The sequence below is a fragment of the Paraburkholderia lebeckiae genome, assembly GCF_050436325.1.
In the GTDB taxonomy this organism is placed as follows: domain Bacteria; phylum Pseudomonadota; class Gammaproteobacteria; order Burkholderiales; family Burkholderiaceae; genus Paraburkholderia; species Paraburkholderia tuberum.
In genome coordinates, this window is record NZ_JBNDLZ010000003.1 from 763,688 (window position 1) to 783,150 (window position 19,463).

Genomic DNA, 19,463 nt, shown 5'->3' on the forward strand with positions numbered 1-19,463 from the left:
ATGTTGAAACGGCTCTTCCCCCACCCGTGGCTCGCGGTCTTGCTGATCATCTGCTGGGTGCTGCTGATGAACGACGTCTCGCCGGGCAATCTGCTGCTCGGCGCCGTGCTCGGCTACGTGATCTCTTTTCGCGTCGCCAAAGGCTTGTGGCTGCGACCGGTGCGCTTCGGCCGACCGTGGCTGCTCGTGCAACTCGCCTGGCATGTGTTGGTCGACATCATCGTGGCCAACGTCGAGGTCGCGCTGCTCTTGCTCGGCCCGACGCAGCGGATGCGCCCGGCGTTCATCGAAGTGCCGCTCGACAGCACCCACGAGATCGCGCTCACGGTGCTCATCAGCGTGGTCTCGCTGAGCCCTGGCACGCTGTGCGCCGAACTCAGCGACGACCGCACGCGCCTCTCCGTGCACGTGCTCGATCTCGACGACGAAGCGGCACTCATCGCGCTCATCAAGTCCCGTTATGAAGCCCCTTTGATGGAGATCTTCGCATGCTAGCCATCGTGATTCCGATCTCGCTCGCGATCCTCGGCATCGCGTTCCTGCTCGCGCTGTGGCGCCTCGTGCGCGGGCCGTCGCTGCCCGATCGCATCGTCGCGCTCGACACGCTCAACATCAATGCGATCGCGTTGATCGTCGTGTACGGCATCAGCTTGCGCTCGACGGTGCTCTTCGAGGTTGCGCTTCTGATTGCCGTGATGGGTTTCGTGGGCACCGTCGCGCTCACCAAGTACCTGCAGCGCGGCGACATCATCGAACTCAACTAGCGTGGGGTATGCCGATGGAAACTTTTGTCGAAGCGATCGTTTGTTTGCTGTTGCTGGCCGGCAGTCTGTTCACGCTGGTCGGGGCGGTCGGGCTCGCTCGACTGCCCGACTTCTTCATGCGGCTGCACGGTCCGACCAAGTCGACCACGCTCGGTGTGGGCGGCATCGTGTTCGCGTCGGTGGTGTATTTCAGTGCGCATAACAACTTCGCGAGCCTGCATGAGTTGCTGATTCCGGCGTTTCTGTTTCTCACCGCGCCGATCAGTGCACATATGCTGGCGAAGGCGGGGATTCAGCAGGGAGTGACGCTGTCAGAGGCGACGCGGGGGCGGCCGCCTGTTACGGGCGCTTGCGCGGAACGGGGGAATACGGGGGAGTTGCGGGAGGGGGATGAAGGGTGAGGCTCGTCGAATCTTCGTGCCTCTCGGGACGATCCCACGTGCACAAAATTCTCGTTGACCGGACTTCGCAGTTGCAGTTGCAGTTGCATAGAGGCAGATGCCGCTGGGCCGATGTGTTGCTCGCGGACTATGCATCGAAACCGCCGCTAACGGACACCGGATAGCTACAGCTCGCGTCATGTGGGTAGCGGTGTAGGTACACAAACGAAAAACGGGCCGAGGGCCCGTATTCATTTGATGTCCTGGCGGAGAGAGGGTCCGCCCGAGCCCCGTCTCCCACCGTCGTCCTTTATCGCAATCAGCCGGTAATTTCCCCGTAAAATCAATGCATTACCGTTCAGGTGCGTCGGTAATGTATCCGACCCCATTGCAATTTGTCGCCTTTAACCGTAAATTTTATGGTGGGTAGATTGGGGGTAGACGAATGCCGAAGATTGCACGGGAGCTGGGCGCGCTGGCGGTGTCACGCCTGACCGAACCCGGCTTACACATGGTCGGCGGGGTGGCGGGCCTGGCGTTACAGGTCACGCCGGGTGGCGCGCGCTCATGGATCCTGCGCGTGATGGTCGGCAGCAGGCGGCGCGAGATCGGACTCGGCGCATATCCGGCCGTCCCGCTCAAGACTGCGCGCGAACACGCGAGTGCCAAACGCGACGAGATCGCCGCCGGGGTCGACCCGGTGCTGGCGCGCAAGGAGAAGTTCAGCCAGCTGCGGGCCCGTCAGGCGCGCGAAATCACCTTTGAGGACGCGGCGAAGCGCTTCATCGAGGCGAAGTCGGCCGAATGGAGCAACCCGAAGCATGCGAGCCAGTGGCGCAACACGCTTGCAGAATACGCCTATCCGCTGATCGGCAGGCTTCAGGTCGCGCATGTCGGCCGCGAGCATGTGCTCGCCGTGCTCGAACCCATCTGGACAACGAAGACGGAAACCGCGTCGCGGCTGCGCGGCCGGATCGAGAACGTGCTCGACTGGGCACGCGTCAAGGGCTATCGCGAAGGCGAGAATCCCGCGACGTGGCGCGGTAACCTGGACAAGCTGCTCGCCGCACCCAGCAGGACGAAGCGGGTTCGCAACCATCCGGCGATGGCCATCGACGAAATGGGTGCCTTCATGGTGTCGCTGCGCGGCACGCTGACGACGGCCGCGCGCTGCCTGGAGTTTGCCATCCTGACTGCCGCCCGCTCGGGCCCTCAAGCGTGCCCACTTCCCCGGAGGGAGGGCGGTGTCCATTCCATCTCGACCCGCGCACGAACGTCCGTATCGGGTCCGCCATTCTGCACGATTACATCAGAGCGTCGGATGGGAACCTCGAGAACGCATTAGATCGCTATAGCGGGGGCGCCAAAGACTATGCGCGACGCGTGGCCGATCACTTGAGCATGATCAAGGCTGAATTCGGCTTGTAGTGCGGCTTGCTCTAGAACACGATCATGCAAGTGCCTGGCGCGGTGGCCGAAACCCAGTCGGGGCTGAGCTGCCGATCAGGTCTGGCCTCAGTTCCGTCTCGACCGGCAATGTCGCATCTCCGGCCAGCAGCCGGATATCGGAAAGCATCGAGTTCGGCCTGCGTGGTCGTGCCGGTCCCGACCTGATGTTCCCATTGTTCTCGTCGCGCACGTTCAGTCGGCTACCTGGTCCGCTGCCTTCCAGGGCGCCCGTCGTTGATTGGGGCGATTACTATTCCCGCTGGCTGGGTCGTAATTCAAGCGTCTCACGAAGCGATAGAAGAGCCATGGATGGATCTTCAGCAGCGAGATGACGACGGAAAGTTTCGGCCGGCCGTCGGCATAAATGCCTATCAAGTGCTCGATGCGCAACTTTTCCGAAACGCTTTTCAGAATCGGCCTTGCTAGTTGATAGCTCGGCGCGGTGCTGGCGGTTTGAAACGCAATTGCACGGTATGCAAAGACGTATTTGAGCCGGAAGAACAGCCGCTTGTAGTCGGGAATCCCAAGGGAGGCGGTGTATTTTTCGACGCGATACTCTTTCAGCAGCCCCATATAAGTGACGATGTTTTTCCGTCGCACAGGATTGCTGCCCTTTACTGCATGAATGAAGATCATTGGATTGCCCACTCTTGTGCCGCCGCAGTAGATATGCATCATGTGCTCGTCATCAATGACGCGCTGCCCGTGTGGCAAGCCGCCAGCGCGTTGCTTCCAGAGCGCTATCGATGGTACATCGTCCACGAGCAGTACGCGCTCCTGTTCGCGGTGAAGCGCCTCGAATGATGCACCCGCGCCTTGGCTTCGCTGAAGCTCATGGCGCGGCACGCAAGCCGCGCCAACCCTCACGTCTACTGTGTCGACCAGTGTTGGTGCTTCAGCAACCCGCTTACGTACCGTAGCGGCATTTTTAGAAGCTCATACATTTTCCTGACACCATCAATAATCGCGACAGGTGTGCTGCTTCGAAAACGGTCTATTCCGGCGGTAGCGATACCGTATTCGCATCAATCACACGCATTATCATTCTCAACGGCTGGAGCGCCTTTCCGGAGCCGGATGTATTGGCCACGTTGTGCGCTTGATATGATGAAGCCATGGGAGATACTCTTTCAGTAGCCTCATAAAACTGACGATATCTTTCCGTCGCACCGGATTGCTGCCCTTTACCGCATGAATGAACAACATTGGATTGCCCAGTCGACCGCTCGCATATGATTTGCCTACATCGCTTGTTTTGCCACGAATGACCTTTATCGGAGCGCCCAGCATCCCGTATTGCGCGAGCGTCTGATTCAATTCAAACAATGGACTCGTAGTTGAATCGTCTCCCATGCCGCTCCCAGCCGAACCGACCGGGCGTGTATGGAACACGGAAAAACGATCAATAATGCCAACCTTTCCAAAAGAAGCGACCCACTTGGGCCACAAGAAATCGACGCCCCAGCCTGATTGGCTCATCCCAAAGCTGTGTTTTATCGCATGCAAAGCATTCGACGAGAAACATGGCATCATCACCTCCACGAAATTTGTTTCGCGAAATTCAAACGCGCTGTTTTGCAACGTCGTTTGGTGACCGAAATAGCTTCTCTCGTCGAGAGACGGTTGCGCGAGTGCGAAATTCTCTCGTTCTACATACTCGAAGAAGTCGTTCAGGGTTTGAACATCCGTCAGGATGTCGTCGTCCGGGAGCCAGATGTAACGATATTGCAGAATCAATTGGGCATTTTGCAACATGAAGTCGTTAAGACCTTCCCATTTTGATCCTTTGAATCGATGTATGGCTTTGGCAAAGATGTCTGCATAATCTTCGTTCTTCCCGTAGTAACTCAGCATCAAATCAAAGTTGGGGGCCTGTCCGCCGCTGAACCATTGCGGATGCAAGGAACTGTCTCCACACCTCAGAACGACCAGGTACTTTTTCATCTTTCAATTTCCCTATGCGTAGATGCAGATTGCGCGGCACGTAAAGACAGTCACTGGCGAAGAATTGCATTTGACCGACACCAACCGCGCGAAATCATGAAACGACACACTCCGCTCGGCGACGCGCGCCCTTCCCATTTCCACAGCGTGCGCACTCGCCGATAGATTGCGCGGCTGACACGCCTCGACACGGCGAGTGTCACGTTGGTGGTCTGCGGTGGGTGATCTTCGAGCCACCGCAACCGTGCTTCGATATCGCGTTCGCGGTCCGCGTAGAGTGAAATCGGAAAGGGATGGCCGAGCCTCGCGTCGTACAGCGCGCGAGCGGCATCGACGATGTCGCGGTTCTCCTCACGCTGGGTAAAGTACGCGATGTGAACGAACGGCACGCTGCGCGTACAAACGATTCGCAGCTGGTGTCGCGCGCAGTACATATGCATCATGTGCTCGTCGTCTTGCCCACCGTCGTCGATCATGTCCCATAACTGCTTGCGAAAAAGAATGCAGCCGATCGAATAGCGCGATCCTGAGGGCACTTCGCAAGGTTCGAGCGCCCGAGTGGCGGCGATGAAAGCATCAGGCTGCAGCGTCGTCCGTTCATGTAGCCAGCGCGCGATATGCGGATAGCCCCATATCGTGCCATTGGTGCCTTTCTCGATCTGGTCAGCAGGGATGATTCGCATCGGACAGCGACCGTCCCCGGCGGCACCGACGAAATGCGGATGCGCCTGGTTCGTGAAGTACTCGCGTTCCAGACTCATCGCACGCATCACCTCAGGGAAGCCCCAGTTGTTGTTGATGAGCGGGGTGACGTAGGCACGCCCGTTCCCGCTTTCCTTTTCCACCGCGTCGTACGTGGCGAGCATCTTGTCGAACCACCCGCCGGCGATCGGGAACGCGTCGTCGTCCACCTTGCAGATCAGGTCGATTTCGGCGAACGCCGGCTGCGAGAGTAGTTTCTTGATCGTGCGATAGGGTGGACCAGGCGGAATATCGTCGACGACCCGAACGACGCCCGGAAAAAGCCTTGCGTAGCGCCGCGCGACGGCAAGCGTGCGTTCCGCGTCATAGCCGCCCCTGCAGTTCTGAAGCAGGATGAACTCTACGCCTGTCGGCCGGTACGCCATGTGACTGGCGAGGGTCAGTTCAAGCGCTGCGTAGTCGCGACAGAGCAGGACCAGAATGGCGACTCGCCTCAATCCCGCGTTTGAGCCGGATGCAGTCATGCTACTCCTTCGTAGGACGAGTACATTGCCGAGGCAAGACGGCTACGTTGCATCGCAGCACTTTCCGGGTGCCGGATCGAGAGGCGCGGTCCGGTGAGTTTCCGGACTGAGCGTCGGCGAGTGCGAAGAAAAACTCGGCGGTAGCGGATAACTGTCTCCTGACCTCAACGTTGTAGATATCTATGCCCGACGGCGTGACCAGGATTGCGCGGGGTTCCAGTGATTTTTATAGGGGTCCCACCGCACCGCCCGACGCATGCAGCGTGCTCGTATCTTATATATCCGCTGCAGGAATGAAAGATAACCGGCCCAAATCGTTGATGAGTTGTCGCAATTGGCGGTGCCTCTGCCAGTCGGATGCGGATCGTTCGAGAAAATGAGCATTTGCACCAGCCGCTCGAACGGCCTTGGGGTCAAGACCGCTTTGCAAATACGTCCTTGAACGCGGGCATTGCCGAAAAGACGTTTGGCCAGCCCGCATAGAAGGCAAGTTGAGTCAGCACTTCCGACGCGTCGTCGCGAGTCAGTCCATTGTCCATCGCGCGATTGAGGTGATACGGTATTTGCCCCACCTGGCCGTTTGCAACGAGCGCGCTGACTGTCACGAGACTGCGATCACGAGGGGCGAGTCTGGGCCGCAACCAGAGATCGCGAAACAGAACGTCCGTCGTGTACTGGACTACGCCGGGGCTACCTCGCCGAAGTTTTCCTTCACCGTCTGCGCGCGTTGTTGCTCGTCCGCTTCGTTCAACGGCAGAAGCGCGACGTCGGTGGCATACGCGTGATCTGGACCGACGCCGCGTTCAGCGAAGATGGGCCCGACGACCGCCGCAGCCGCGATTGCGTTTCCCCAGCCGGCATAGAAGGCCAAATGCGCGATCATCTCCGACACTTCTGCCGCATTTACCCCGTTATCGAGCGCGAACCGTAATTGAAACGGCATCTCGATGACCTGCTTGCGGGCGATGAGTACCGACAGCGTCACGATGCTCCGGTCTCGCGGCGACAGTTGCGGCCTCTTCCAACGGCCGCCGAACACGGTTTCGTTGGTATAGCGCGCGAAAGCGGGAGAGGCGAGCGTGAGGTGAACGTTCATTGATGGAACTTGCATCTTTCGAGTCCTTTGATTGAGGCGCCGGCCGCATCCTGAGTTGCGGTGCACAAAAGTGCAGGTCTGCGGCCGCGTGAACGGCACTTACACCTGGCCGCCGCTGCCGAGGTACTGCTCGTCCGTAACTTTCTCCAGCCATTCGACATTCTTGCCGTCGAGCGCTTCCTGAATGGGATGTGTGTCATCGCGGTGGTCGAAGTTGCGCCATGCCAGTGCTTGTGGCCAGGCGGGCACCAGACCACGTCACCCGCGCGAATTTCCACGCGCGGCTCGCCCTCGCACTGGGTCCAACCGCAACCGGCTGTAACGATCAGTTGCGTTGAGTGCAGGGCCAACAATCATCATTGGTCGAAAAGGAAGCGTCGGCGAAGTTAACTTTTCGCCAGTATCCTGCTCGCCAATCGATACCACCTACTATGTGGACGACTTCAAATGCGGGGTTCCTAAATTTTGGTACTACCAGCTCAAACAGCTTAACCTTGGTTCGTTAAACAAGTCGACTGCAATCCCTGGATTAAGCCGAGCAGACGCCTATCCATTGCCGATAGCAATGCCTTCGCATGCGGAGCAGCAGCGCATCGCCGACAAGCTTGACACCATGCTTGCGCGCGTGGATGCGTGTCGTGAGCGGCTCGATCGCGTGCCAGGAATTCTCACTCGCTATAGAGCGTCGGTTCTTGCTGCGGCTACGAGTGGGAATCTGACAAAAGATTGGCGCGAAACTATGGGACGCGCCAGCAGCTATGCCCAACCGGAGTGCTGGACTAGTACCACGATTGGCGCGTTGCTCATTGATCTCAGATACGGCACCTCAAAAAAGTGCGACTACTCTGCTAGCGGCACCCCCGTTTTGCGCATACCAAACATTGCCGATCACGGAAAGATTATTCATGAAGACATGAAGTCTGTGCACTTCGATGCAAACGAGGTGGCGAAGCTCGCGTTGCGTGCAGGAGATATTCTGATCATTCGATCAAACGGTAGCGTGGAGATAGTTGGCAAAGCAGGACTGGTTACCAAGCGTGAGGAAGGAATGCTGTTTGCGGGCTATCTCATGCGTTTACGTATGAACCAGGAGGTGATCCTGCCGGCGTTTGCTCGAATTTGCCTTGCATCCCCGGAGCAGCGACAACGCATCGAGGTTACAAGCAGGTCTACCAGCGGTGTTAACAATATAAATTCGGACGAGGTTCGGGCGCTTCCGCTGTTGTTGCCGCCCCTTGACGAACAGATGGAAATCGCCGGTCGTGTCGAAAAACTGTTCGCATTTGCCGATCGCGTTGAGGCACGGATAGAGCAGGCGCGCCTTTCTGTTGAGCGACTTTCGCCGGCTATTGTCGCCAAAGCCTTCCGTGGCGAACTCGTTCCGCAGGATCCGAACGATGAGCCAGCCGCAGAACTGTTGAAGCGGTTGGCCAAGCAGCGGTCCTCCGAAGGCAAGACGACGAAGAGCACGCGCACAAAACCCGCCGCGGCAGTTGCGCTGAAGAGAGAAGAGAAAACGGCTGTCGAGTAGGAGTTTACCCGTCGCAGCCCGACAAGTGGGGTAGTGCTGCGCGGTCATGCATCCGCTGCGCGCCGCCCTACCCGCTCAGCGAGTGTCCGATTTCACTGGGACCGATTACACGCTACCCGCGGAGACGCGAACGTCAGGTAGATGACGTGCCGCCTCCTGGCCAGAGCCGGCTCTCGAATGACGACAAGGGCCGAGAACTCGGCAGCGAATCCCCCGTCAATGCCTTTTGCGCTCCACAACGCGCCACATGGTCTCAAGCTGGCGACCGGCGGCAACGGGTCCGATAGTACTCATCGTGACAATAACGCGAAATTCGTGGTACGCAGATCCGAACGTCCGGAAGACGGCTTTAAGCCCCATGAACGGCGCGACCTGAACGTCAACATGGGCCGAGCAACCGTCCTATATTAGCTGCACATACAACGAGCTTGACTGTTTCGACAGCCGACGGGCGGTATCCAAGTGTCGGCCAACTACAGCTTCGCAGACTTTAGTGCCGGCGTTGGCGGATGGCAGCTTTCGCATGCGGGAAGTGAGACTTCAGACCTCGTTGCCATCGGTCGGTCCTTCGACGTTTCGATGCTGCCTTTCAGCGCTCAGCCATCGACTGCAACAGGCACTCGTTAAGTGGATGGGTCTTTGCTCTCGCAAGCCGTTACCGCGTCGCTTGTCGACAAGCGGCTTCAGTCCACAAGGCGCATCTGGCCTCGCGCTTCCAGTTGCTGTTGCTCTGATCCTTTGGCCTTGCGTCTCCTGCGGGGTCCCTGGCGCAAGCACTCGACGAGGATCAAGCGCGCCTCGTCGTCAGTACACGCGAAGCCATCCGGCCGGGTTACCGTGATCGTGTATTCGTCGCCGAGGCTGGGCTGATTCAGCAGCGCCTTGCCGGGCAGTTCAAGGAAAATCTTGCGCATGAATGTGTTTGACGCATTTGGGTCGGTACCTTCCTTACGGTCGAACGATCTGGCGGGACCGCGATATTGTGCTGTCGATGTCCAGGCATTGCGATGCGGTCTGCCTTGCCACGCAATGTGCACCCACCGTCTTGGCTGATCAATGCGGCAGCACACACTTATCGTCGCAATTGGCGGGAACAGATTCCAAGCAGGACCGGCTGTGTGGCATACGGGTAACGATGATGTGTTCCCCCGGAAATTTTTCAATTTGTGATTTTCCTCATGCAGCACTTCGTCGAGCGCAGAAAACGATGAGCTGCTCGAAAATCAGGCCGCGCGGCGTCAGCTCAGATTGGCGATGCTGGTACGTGCGGTAGCGACAGGGCAGTTGCCCAGTCTCGATGAGAACTGAGCCACCTGGACAGTTTCACCGGCGACGAGGCACCGTTTGTTCTATCTATGAAATGTCCGCCGGAAACGGTGAACCGGCCATAGATTGCGGAGTACGGTTCCGAAGCGATCAAGCAGTCGCGCAATCTCCCGGAGTTCCCGTAACGAGAGCGGAGATCTTTTTTACGGCCATGGTCAACGGCGCCAGGCTGAGGATGACCGCTACAGCTTGCGCGGCAGCGGCGTCCTCTACGCCGGTGACGCCTGCCGCTGCGCATGATCTGCGACAGAGGACCGAGCCCGCACTCCCGGGCGCGTCCGCGTTCGAGTTGACCGTCGCTTAAGGCATCGGGAGAAACATGGGCGCGTCAGATTTTGCGCGACAAGTGCGCGAGGACCGCGAGCGATGGGAGCACCAGCGCGAGGAACAAGATCGCAGACTTAAAGAGCCGATAAACGAGTGGACCGATTCATCCGCTGGTTCGCATGGCCGATGTGCGCTTTGGTTGGCCTGTCGTTTCTCGTGCTGCTTTACACGGTCGCGCCGGCGATGCAACGCGGTCATCCGGCCACGCACCAGTGGCAGGCCCTAACCCGATAAGGAGGTTGCATGGACACGCACAAGTTCGTACTTGCGCTGGAGGTCGAAGGTATGGATCCCGACCAGGCAGCCATCATCGCCCACGAGATATACGCAATCTATGCTCACTCCGGACTGGGTGGAGTCTATAAACCCGTGGACTATGGCGATCTTGAAATGCTTCGCGCGAAGGCAGATCTTGTGCGAGCCGAGAAAGAAGCGCGACTCCAGGCGCTACTCGCGATGAGAGCTGACGACGCCGTACAACAAGCGTACTGGATGGGCGAAATGAAGCGGATCGAAGGAGAGAGAAGGAAGCGCGGCTTCATCAGATGAGCGGTTCCAGACTCCGCAGCCGAATGGCGATTCAGGCAGACGATTGCCTCCGAACCTGACCGGTTGCATGGCCGCCGGGAGTTGGCATTGCCGGCCGGGACCCAGGCGGCGTTCCGCGAAGTCGGCAACGGCAACAGGTATCACGCGCGCGCGTGTCGCCGCCAATGCTCAATGCAAACGGGATGGTTTCAACCCATGGTGGCAACGTGGCGTGCGCCGACCCCTGTACCGACGGGCCACGACCCGCAACCACAGTTTGGCGTATGGTGGGTTGTTTGGTGGGTAGAAACGAAAAACGGGCCGAGAGGCCCGTATTCATTGATATCCTGGCGGAGAGACGGGGATTCGAACCCCGGATAGGCTATTAACCTATACACGCTTTCCAGGCGTGCGACTTAAACCGCTCATCCATCTCTCCGGCGGGAGCCGAATTATAGCAAACTTCGCGCCCTGCGCCACACCCTGGCCAAAGCCCCGCGCAAACCGCCTACGGATGCCGGATATAGTCGACCAGCGCGATCGTATAAGCGTCCGCCTTTCGATCGATCAAACTCACCCCGATCGCCACGAGAAAACCCGCCGGCACGCCGAACACGCCTGAACTGATCGGCTCAATGCCAAACCAGCGCGCACCTGTGAATCCCGTCATCTGCGTGAAGAACGGATACGTCGACACGATGTAGTAGATGCACACGACGAGCCCGGCGACCATCCCCCCCACCGCGCCGAGCCGCGTCGTGCGTTTCCAGAACACGCCGAGCACGAGCGCCGGAAACAGACTCGACGCCGCCAGAGAAAACGCCGCCCCGACCAGAAACAGAATATTCCCCGTATTCAGCGACGCCACGTACGACGCGAACAATGCGACACCCAGCAGCAGAATCTTCGAGATCGTCACGCGCCGCTGGCTCGACGCGTTCGGATCGATCATGTGGTAGTACACGTCGTGCGATAGCGCGTTCGCGATCGTCAGCAGCAGACCATCCGCGGTCGATAGCGCCGCCGCGAGCGCCCCCGCCGCGATCAAGCCCGACATCACATACGGCAGCCCCGCGATCTCGGGCGCCGCGAGCACGACCATATCGGGCTGCATCTGGATCTCGCTCCAGCGCACGATACCGTCGCCGTTCGTATCGGCGAGGCTGATCAGGCTCGGTTCGACCTTGCGCCATTGCATTAGCCACTGCGGCAGATCGGCGAAATGATGGCCGACCAGATTCGACAGGATCTCGTACTTGATCAGCACCGCCAGCACCGGCACGGTCAGATAGAACAGCGCGACGAAAAAAAGCGTCCAGCCGACCGAGCGGCGCGCCGACGCCACCGAAGTCGTCGTATTATAGCGCGTCAGGATATGCGGCAAGCTCGCCGTGCCAAGCGACAGACACAGCAGCAGCGATAGAAAGTTACGCGCATGCGTGCTCCGGTCTTCATCACCGACAGCAGGAAACGGTTCCTGCATCGGCACTGGCGCGGTCGCCCGCATCAGCATGTCGTCGCGCTTCTGACTCCAGACGATCTGCGCGGCGGCGGCATCGCGCGGAAACTGTTCGAGCGCGCGCTCGCGCTCCTTGATCTCGCGCAACGGACCGTTATGGCGGCGCAGATCGCCGACCTCCTGCGTGAGCCGCCGCTTTTCGTCGATGAACGATTGCGGCAGCGTATCGAGCCGCAGTTGCATCAACGCGGCGCGGCGTCGATAGTCGTCGCGCACGCGCTCCTCGAGCGGCGCGTCGCGCACCTGTTTCTCGAGCCCTTCCATGCGCTCCATCAGGCGCCCATAGCTGAATTGCGGCACCCAGCCGAGGCCGTCCTTGTGCGCGATCATCGATACCGGTATCAGCATTGCGAGGATCAGGATGATGTACTGTGCGACCTGGGTCCAGGTAACGGCACGCATGCCGCCCAGAAACGAGCAGACCAGAATGCCCGCGAGCCCGCAGAAAATGCCGACCGCGAAATCGACGCCGATAAAGCGCGTCGCGATCAGCCCGACGCCCTGGATCTGCGCGACCAGATAAACGAACGAGCACAGGATCGCGGCGAGCGCCGCGAGGCCGCGCACCGCGTTGCTCGAATAGCGCGTGCCGAGAAAATCGGGAATCGTGTAGCGCGCGAGCTTGCGCACATACGGCGCGAGCAGGAACGCGACGAGGCAATAGCCGCCGGTCCAACCCATCAGGTACGCGAGGCCGTCGTAGCCGGTCGCGTAGATCGAGCCGGCGAGACCGATGAACGATGCGGCCGACAACCAGTCAGCCGCGGCCGCCATGCCGTTGAACGCCGACGGCACGCGCCGCCCCGCCACGTAGTATTCGACCAGGTCGGACGTGCGCGACAGCACGCCGATCACCGCATACACCGCGATCGGCACGAACAGGAACACATAGCCGATCCACACCCCAGGACCGGTGCTGCGCTCGATGCGCCACATCACGTAGACGAACAGCAGAAAGCCGAGCGTATAGAGCGCGTACGAGCGGATCAGCCGATGCGTGAGCTTCATCGGCTCAGCGCCCGCGCGCGGCCGGCGCGTCTGTGTCGATCTTGACGTCATCGTTCGCGCCGCTGGTGGAATCCGCGGCGGGACCACTTGCCGCATCGCGCTGCGAATCCGCTTCGAACGCGTGCTGCAACTGACGATCGGCGCGCTGCATCAGCACGATATAGACGACGATCAACGCGAGGTAGATCAGGATCGCGCCTTGTGCGCCAAAGTAGAACGGCAGCCTGAAGCCGCCTGCGTGCACCTGCGCGAGCGCGGGCGCCAGCAATGGCACGACGAAGGAGACGAAGAAGCCAAGCGTCATCAGCACCGCGATCAGCGCGAGGTTGAAACGCCAGTACTTGCGATGCGCGAGCGCCATCGCCGCCGAGACCGGTGGCGGTTCGGGCGGGGGGTTCAACGTGGCGTGGGAGGATAGGTGCGGCGCGGTCATGCGCCTATGTATCAAAAAGGCATCGGCGAGGCAATTGGGATTGTCCGCGCAACGCCGCGATGCAACCCGTCCGCTCGAATGACGGGTTTGCGCGGCGTGCCCGCAAGCATGTCGATCGACACACCGCCGCCGTCCGCGCAGACCCGCTTACAACGCTTTAAATCGACTCGCCGAGCTGATCGAGAATCGCCGGGTTTTCCAGCGTCGACACGTCCTGGGTGATTTCCTCACCCTTCGCGAGCGAACGCAACAGACGACGCATGATCTTGCCCGAACGCGTCTTCGGCAGGTTCTCGCCGAAGCGGATGTCCTTCGGCTTCGCGATCGGACCGATCTCCTTGCCGACCCAGTTGCGCAGGTCGTTCGCGAGCTTCACGGCCTCTTCGCCTTGCGGACGCGCACGCTTGAGCACCACGAACGCGCACACCGCCTCGCCGGTCGTCGCATCGGGGCGGCCCACCACGGCGGCTTCCGCAACGAGCGGATTGGCCACCAGTGCCGACTCGATCTCCATCGTGCCGAGCCGATGGCCCGACACGTTCAGCACGTCGTCGATGCGGCCCATGATCGTGAAGTAGCCGGTCTCCTTGTCGCGCACCGCGCCGTCGCCGGCGAGGTAGAGCTTGCCGCCGAGCTCGTCGGGGAAGTAGCTCTTCTTGTAGCGGTCCGGATCGCCCCACACGTTGCGCAGCATCGCCGGCCACGGGCGCTTGATCACCAGAATGCCGCCCTGCCCGTTCGGCACGTCCTGCCCGGTTTCGTCGACGACCGCGGCCATGATGCCCGGCAGCGGCAGCGTGCACGAACCCGGCACGAGCGGCGTCGCGCCCGGCATCGGCGCGATCATGTGGCCGCCGGTCTCCGTCTGCCACCACGTATCGACGATCGGACAGCGGCGGCCGCCGACGTTCTCGTAGTACCACACCCACGCTTCCGGATTGATCGGTTCGCCGACCGTGCCGATGATGCGCAACGTCGACAGGTCGTAGCTCTTCGGATGCACTTTAGCGTCGGCCTCGGAGGCCTTGATCAGCGAGCGGATCGCAGTAGGAGCCGTATAGAACAGCGTGACCCTGTGCTTCGCGATCATCTGCCAGAAGCGCCCGGCGTCCGGATAGGTCGGCACGCCCTCGAACACGACCTGGGTGCCGCCAAGCGTGAGCGGCCCGTACGTAATGTAGCTATGGCCGGTGATCCAGCCGATGTCGGCGGTACACCAGAACACGTCGGAGGGGCGCCAGTCGAAGGTCCACTTCAGCGTTTGCGCAGCCCACAGCAGATAGCCGCCGGTGCTGTGCTGCACGCCCTTCGGCTTGCCGGTCGAGCCCGACGTATAGAGGATGAAGAGCGGATGCTCGGCGTCGACCCATTCGGGCGCGCACTGGTCCGACTCGCCATGCGTGAGTTCGTGCATCCACAGGTCGCGCCCTGCGTCCCACGCGACCTTGCCGCCGGTGCGCTGGTACACGATCACGCTCCTGACCTTCTCGCAGCCGCCGAGCGCGAGCGCTTCGTCGGCGATGTTCTTCAGCGGCAAGGCCTTGCCGCCGCGCATCTGTTCGTCCGACGTGATCAGCGCGACCGCGCCGACGTCGACGAGCCGCTCGTTGAGCGACTTCGACGAGAAGCCGCCGAACACGACCGAGTGCGTCGCGCCGATCCGCGCGCACGCCTGCATCGCGACGATGCCCTCGATCGACATCGGCATATAGATGACGACCGGGTCGCCTTTCTTCACGCCGCGTTTTTTCAGCGCATTCGCGAAGCGCGATACGCGTCGCAGCAGATCCTGATAGGTGACGTTGGTGACGGTACCGTCGTCGGCTTCGAACACGATCGCGACGCGCTCGCCGTTGCCGGCCTCGACGTGACGGTCGATGCTGTTATACGACGCGTTCAGCTGGCCGTCTTCGAACCACGTATAGAACGGCGCCTTCGATTCGTCGAGCACCTTCGTAAACGGCTTGTGCCAACTCAGCGTCTCCTTCGCGAGACGCCCCCAGAAGCCTTCGTAGTCGCGCTCCGCTTCGGCGGCGAGCGCCCGGTACGCGTCCATGCCGCAGATTGTGGCACCTTTCGCAGTGTCAGCGGAGGGCGGAAAAACGCGGCGTTCCTGAAGAACCGATTCAATCGCAGACATCGACAACCCCTTGGTGAAGATGAAACGTAAAACCTGTACCGGCGCGCGTCGGGCGCGGGCCTTATCCTGTTCGAGCCGCCACGAGCGGCGCTGGGTCCCACCGCGATGCCGTCCGACGCGTGTGCGTGCGGCATCGCAACATTCCTGCAGGCGGGCGCTCTGCTCAATCGTATCCAGCGTTGAGGCTTAACCATAAGCGCTGCAACTTACCGGCCACTTACGCGCATCATGTTGATCTGCAAGCGAAAACCCTTAGATCGCGAACGCCGTCGACGCGGCCACGCGTTGATCAGACGAGAGGCGCCCGCCTTTACGCTCTCTTGCACGGCCTCTTACAATGCTAACTGAACTAGCCGTCCGGATTCCAGCTTGAATCGCTACGCCCTGCTTCTCATTACCTCGATGCTGCTGGTCGGCAGCAATGTCGGAATCGGTAAATCGATCGTCGCCTTCGTCCCCGTCCCGCTGTTCGCGCTGCTGCGTTTCGTGATCGCGATGGTCGTGCTCTGGCCACTACTGCGTGTGACCAAACTGCGGCGCGTCAAACGCGACGAATGGATCAACCTGTTTTTGCAGGCGCTATTCGGCACCTTCGGCTTCACCCTGCTGATGCTCAACGGCGTCGCGCGCACGAGCGCGGTCGCGGCCGGCGTGATCACGAGCACGATTCCGGCGGTCGTCGCGCTGCTGTCGTGGCTGATCCTGAAGGAGCGGCCGGATGGCCGCGCGCTCGCGTCGATCGTGCTGGCGATCGTCGGCGTCGTCGTCATCAATGTCGCGCACGTCGAAACGGGCGCGAATGCGACGGCCGGCGCCGGCTCGCTCGCGGGCAACTTCATGGTGCTTGGCGCCGTGTGCTGCGAATCGCTGTACATCATCCTGTCGCGTCGTCTCACGCAAACGCTCGCGCCGATCGACATCTGCGCGTACACGCATCTGTTCGGCCTGCTGCTGATGCTGCCGCTCGGCGCCGGCGCGCTCGCGCATTTCGACTATCGCGCGGTGCCGTCGAGCGTCTGGATGCTGGTGCTGTGGTATGGGCTGTCGGCCAGCATCTTCTCGTTCTGGCTGTGGATGAAAGGCATCCGTCACGTGCCAGGCAGTCTTGCCGGCGTGTTTAGCGCCGTGCTGCCGGTCGCCGCGGCACTCTACGGCATCGTGTTCCTCGGCGAGCGGCCCACGCTTGCGCACGGCATCGCGCTTGCCTGCGTGGTCGCCGGTATCGGCCTCGCGAGCCTGAAGGCGCGCAGCGTGCCGCCGATCGCATCGTAATTCTGGTGTGGCGGGCGCGCTGCCCGCCGCAAAGCAGCAGATTCGACCGACGCTGTACAATGGCGCGCCTGACGCGAGTCTCGCGCCCCTTCGACGGCCGCGCCCCGCACCGCCGTCGGCGCCTGGCCCCCGTGTTCCGTCACCCGCGCTTCATTGACCGTTGCCTATGTCCGCTTCGCGACCCGCCTCCGCCCGTCCGCGCCGCCCCATGCGCGCGCTGCCCCACCTCGTTTTCATGAGCCGCTGGCTGCAGGTGCCGCTGTACCTCGGGCTGATCGTCGCGCAGGCGGTCTACGTCGTGTTATTCCTGAAGGAAGTCTGGCATCTGGTCACCGACTCGATGAAGCTCGACGAAACCAGCATCATGCTCGTCGTGCTGGGCCTGATCGACGTGGTGATGATCTCGAACCTGCTGATCATGGTGATCATCGGCGCGTATGAAACGTTTGTATCGCGACTCGGCCTCGACGGTCATCCGGACGAACCGGAATGGCTCGATCACGTGAACGCCGGCGTGCTGAAAGTGAAGCTGTCGATGGCGCTGATCAGCATCTCGTCGATCCATCTGCTGAAGACCTTCATCAGCCCCGACCAGAACACCACGCACACGATCATGTGGCAGGTGATCATCCATGTCGCTTTCCTCGTATCCGCGCTCGTGATGGCGTTCGTCGACCGCCTCACCACGCACACGCACCCCAAGCATCTCGAAGAGCCCGCGGCCTTGCACGCCGTGGGTGGCACCAGAATTTCCACTCCCATGAAGGCGCAAGACTGACCGCACCGCGCTGCGATCCGACAACAAGCGTCAATCCCCACTGAGCTAGCCATGACCGTCATCAAACAGGAAGACCTGATTCAGAGCATCGCTGATTCGCTGCAGTACATCAGCTACTACCATCCGCTCGACTACATCGAAGCGCTCGGCCGCGCGTACGAGCTCGAACAGAGCCCCGCAGCGAAGGACGCGATCGCGCAGATCCTGACCAACAGCCGCATGTGCGCCGAAGGCAAGCGCCCGATCTGCCAGGACACTGGCATCGTCACGGTGTTCGTGAAGGTCGGTATGGACGTGCGTTGGGACGGCGCCACGATGAGCGTCACCGACATGATCAACGAAGGCGTGCGCCGCGGCTATCTGAATCCGGACAACGTGCTGCGCGCATCGATCGTGAGCCCGCCCGAAGGCGCGCGCAAGAACACCAGGGACAACACGCCGGCCGTGATCCACTACGAGATCGTGCCGGGTAACACCGTCGACGTGCAGGTCGCGGCCAAGGGCGGCGGCTCGGAGAACAAGTCCAAGTTCGCGATGCTGAACCCGTCGGACTCGATCGTCGACTGGATCCTGAAGACCGTGCCGACGATGGGCGCGGGCTGGTGCCCGCCGGGCATGCTCGGCATCGGCATCGGCGGCACCGCTGAGAAAGCGATGGTGATGGCGAAGGAATCGCTGATGGACCCGATCGACATTCAGGACGTGATCGCGCGCGGCCCGAAGGACTGGATCGAAGAACTGCGCGTCGAGCTGCACGAGAAGGTCAACGCACTCGGTATCGGCGCGCAGGGCCTCGGGGGTCTATCCACTGTTCTCGACGTGAAGATCATGGCCGCGCCGACGCACGCCGCATCCAAGCCGATCGCGATCATTCCGAACTGCGCGGCGACGCGCCACGCGCACTTCACGCTCGACGGTTCGGGCGTCGCCAAGCTCGAAGCGCCGTCGCTCGACGCATGGCCGAAGGTGCACTGGGAACCGAACACGGAAACCAGCAAGCGCGTCGACCTCAACACGCTGACGCCGGAAGAAGTGGCGGGCTGGAAGCCGGGCCAGACGCTGCTGCTGTCGGGCAAGATGTTGACGGGCCGCGACGCCGCGCACAAGCGCATCGCCGACATGCTCGCGAAGGGCGAGAAGCTGCCGGTCGATTTCACGAACCGCGTGATCTACTACGTCGGCCCGGTCGATCCGGTGCGCGACGAAGCGGTCGGCCCGGCGGGCCCGACCACTGCGACGCGGATGGACAAGTTCACCGAGACGATGCTCGCGCAAACGGGCCTCATTTCGATGATCGGCAAGGCCGAGCGCGGCCCGGTCGCGATCGAGGCGATCAGGAAGCACAAGGCCGCGTATCTGATGGCCGTCGGCGGTGCCGCGTACCTCGTGTCGAAGGCGATCCGCAGCGCGAAGGTGCTCGCGTTCGAAGACCTCGGCATGGAAGCGATCTACGAGTTCGACGTACAGGACATGCCGGTCACGGTCGCCGTCGATTCGAACGGCACCTCCGTGCACCAGACCGGCCCGAAGGAATGGCAAGCCAGGATCGGCAAGATTCCGGTCGCCACGGCTTGATGAGTCGCGATTAACGCTACTCGAGGTCAGTCGAAAAGCCGGGGCCGCGATCCCGGCTTTTTCTTTCCGTGCGTCATGCATGCGCAAGGCGCCGCACGCACGAGGCCGCCAACGCCGCCAAAAGTTGTATCGGATTTCTTGGCTTTTTTGGACATGACGTTTATTGT

General features: G+C 61.1%; 20 protein-coding genes, 1 tRNA gene and 1 pseudogene. 11 read left to right on the forward strand and 11 right to left on the reverse strand.

Annotation, left to right across the window (positions count from 1 at the left end):
• The 4 genes from OKW44_RS21390 (at nt 1) to OKW44_RS21405 (ending at nt 2,489) form a co-directional block, all read left to right on the forward strand.
• The gene (locus tag OKW44_RS21390; RefSeq protein ID WP_018418608.1) at nt 1-495 is read left to right on the forward strand and encodes a Na+/H+ antiporter subunit E; all 495 of its coding nucleotides are present in this window, start codon (nt 1-3) and stop codon (nt 493-495) included.
• A complete protein-coding gene (locus OKW44_RS21395) occupies nt 489-764 on the forward strand; it encodes a K+/H+ antiporter subunit F (protein ID WP_018418609.1) in 276 nt (91 codons plus the stop codon). The genes OKW44_RS21390 and OKW44_RS21395 overlap by 7 nt, the downstream gene beginning before the upstream one ends.
• A gap of 8 nt (nt 765-772) precedes the next feature.
• Nucleotides 773-1,165 carry a Na+/H+ antiporter subunit G gene (locus tag OKW44_RS21400; protein ID WP_018418610.1) on the forward strand — a complete coding sequence of 131 codons (393 nt, stop codon included), beginning with the start codon at nt 773-775 and terminating at the stop codon, nt 1,163-1,165.
• A 424-nt stretch (nt 1,166-1,589) separates the two neighbouring features.
• A complete protein-coding gene (locus tag OKW44_RS21405) occupies nt 1,590-2,489 on the forward strand; it encodes a tyrosine-type recombinase/integrase (protein WP_084753981.1) in 900 nt (299 codons plus the stop codon).
• Nucleotides 2,490-2,785: 296 nt separating this feature from the next.
• Here OKW44_RS21405 and OKW44_RS21410 read toward each other — a convergent pair whose 3' ends face one another.
• Nucleotides 2,786-3,271, reverse strand: a complete 486-nt coding sequence (locus tag OKW44_RS21410) for a hypothetical protein (protein ID WP_429411307.1) — start codon at nt 3,269-3,271, stop codon at nt 2,786-2,788.
• Here OKW44_RS21410 and OKW44_RS21415 point away from each other — a divergent pair.
• Nucleotides 3,263-3,397, forward strand: coding sequence for a hypothetical protein (locus tag OKW44_RS21415; protein WP_018418613.1), 135 nt, complete (start codon nt 3,263-3,265; stop codon nt 3,395-3,397). The genes OKW44_RS21410 and OKW44_RS21415 overlap by 9 nt on opposite strands.
• A 243-nt stretch (nt 3,398-3,640) precedes the next feature.
• Here the strand turns inward: OKW44_RS21415 and OKW44_RS21420 are convergent, their stop codons facing one another.
• From OKW44_RS21420 to OKW44_RS21440, 5 genes and pseudogenes are all read right to left on the reverse strand, one after another.
• The gene (locus OKW44_RS21420) at nt 3,641-4,537 is read right to left on the reverse strand and encodes a DUF707 domain-containing protein (protein ID WP_018418614.1); all 897 of its coding nucleotides are present in this window, start codon (nt 4,535-4,537) and stop codon (nt 3,641-3,643) included.
• A gap of 50 nt (nt 4,538-4,587) precedes the next feature.
• A complete protein-coding gene (locus OKW44_RS21425) occupies nt 4,588-5,763 on the reverse strand; it encodes a hypothetical protein (protein ID WP_239499002.1) in 1,176 nt (391 codons plus the stop codon).
• A gap of 413 nt (nt 5,764-6,176) precedes the next feature.
• The gene (locus tag OKW44_RS21430; RefSeq protein WP_343219762.1) at nt 6,177-6,404 is read right to left on the reverse strand and encodes a carboxymuconolactone decarboxylase family protein; all 228 of its coding nucleotides are present in this window, start codon (nt 6,402-6,404) and stop codon (nt 6,177-6,179) included.
• A gap of 38 nt (nt 6,405-6,442) precedes the next feature.
• Nucleotides 6,443-6,874 (reverse strand): carboxymuconolactone decarboxylase family protein, encoded by a 432-nt coding sequence (locus OKW44_RS21435; protein WP_343219763.1) that lies wholly within the window; start codon nt 6,872-6,874, stop codon nt 6,443-6,445.
• Between the two features lie 84 nt (nt 6,875-6,958).
• A pseudogene (locus OKW44_RS21440) lies at nt 6,959-7,188 on the reverse strand (cupin domain-containing protein); the annotation flags it as partial.
• Between the two features lie 5 nt (nt 7,189-7,193).
• Here OKW44_RS21440 and OKW44_RS21445 point away from each other — a divergent pair.
• Nucleotides 7,194-8,390, forward strand: coding sequence for a restriction endonuclease subunit S (locus tag OKW44_RS21445; RefSeq protein ID WP_084753982.1), 1,197 nt, complete (start codon nt 7,194-7,196; stop codon nt 8,388-8,390).
• Between the two features lie 683 nt (nt 8,391-9,073).
• Here OKW44_RS21445 and OKW44_RS21450 read toward each other — a convergent pair.
• A complete protein-coding gene (locus OKW44_RS21450) occupies nt 9,074-9,304 on the reverse strand; it encodes a hypothetical protein (protein ID WP_018418617.1) in 231 nt (76 codons plus the stop codon).
• Nucleotides 9,305-10,136: 832 nt separating this feature from the next.
• On the opposite strand from OKW44_RS21450, the gene OKW44_RS21455 reads away from it, so the two are divergent.
• Nucleotides 10,137-10,277 carry a hypothetical protein gene (locus OKW44_RS21455; protein WP_280783908.1) on the forward strand — a complete coding sequence of 47 codons (141 nt, stop codon included), beginning with the start codon at nt 10,137-10,139 and terminating at the stop codon, nt 10,275-10,277.
• Nucleotides 10,278-10,286: 9 nt separating this feature from the next.
• Entirely contained in the window at nt 10,287-10,592 is a 306-nt protein-coding gene (locus OKW44_RS21460) for a hypothetical protein (RefSeq protein ID WP_018418620.1), read from the forward strand.
• 327 nt (nt 10,593-10,919) lie between these two features.
• Here the strand turns inward: OKW44_RS21460 and OKW44_RS21465 are convergent.
• From OKW44_RS21465 to acs, 4 genes are all read right to left on the reverse strand, one after another.
• Nucleotides 10,920-11,010 (reverse strand) — tRNA-Ser (locus tag OKW44_RS21465).
• A 69-nt stretch (nt 11,011-11,079) separates the two neighbouring features.
• Nucleotides 11,080-13,098: a sodium:solute symporter family protein gene (locus OKW44_RS21470; RefSeq protein ID WP_018418621.1), complete on the reverse strand. Its 2,019-nt coding sequence runs from the start codon at nt 13,096-13,098 to the stop codon at nt 11,080-11,082.
• 4 nt (nt 13,099-13,102) lie between these two features.
• Nucleotides 13,103-13,531, reverse strand: a complete 429-nt coding sequence (locus OKW44_RS21475) for a DUF4212 domain-containing protein (protein ID WP_026225493.1) — start codon at nt 13,529-13,531, stop codon at nt 13,103-13,105.
• Nucleotides 13,532-13,688: 157 nt separating this feature from the next.
• Nucleotides 13,689-15,671, reverse strand: coding sequence for an acetate--CoA ligase (acs, locus tag OKW44_RS21480; protein ID WP_026225494.1), 1,983 nt, complete (start codon nt 15,669-15,671; stop codon nt 13,689-13,691).
• Between the two features lie 369 nt (nt 15,672-16,040).
• Here acs and OKW44_RS21485 point away from each other — a divergent pair, with 369 nt between their 5' ends.
• From OKW44_RS21485 to OKW44_RS21495, 3 genes are all read left to right on the forward strand, one after another.
• Nucleotides 16,041-16,943 (forward strand): DMT family transporter, encoded by a 903-nt coding sequence (locus OKW44_RS21485; RefSeq protein WP_018418624.1) that lies wholly within the window; start codon nt 16,041-16,043, stop codon nt 16,941-16,943.
• A gap of 208 nt (nt 16,944-17,151) precedes the next feature.
• Nucleotides 17,152-17,721 carry a TIGR00645 family protein gene (locus OKW44_RS21490; protein ID WP_018418625.1) on the forward strand — a complete coding sequence of 190 codons (570 nt, stop codon included), beginning with the start codon at nt 17,152-17,154 and terminating at the stop codon, nt 17,719-17,721.
• A gap of 51 nt (nt 17,722-17,772) precedes the next feature.
• Nucleotides 17,773-19,296: a fumarate hydratase gene (locus tag OKW44_RS21495; protein WP_018418626.1), complete on the forward strand. Its 1,524-nt coding sequence runs from the start codon at nt 17,773-17,775 to the stop codon at nt 19,294-19,296.
• Nucleotides 19,297-19,463 lie beyond the last annotated feature (167 nt).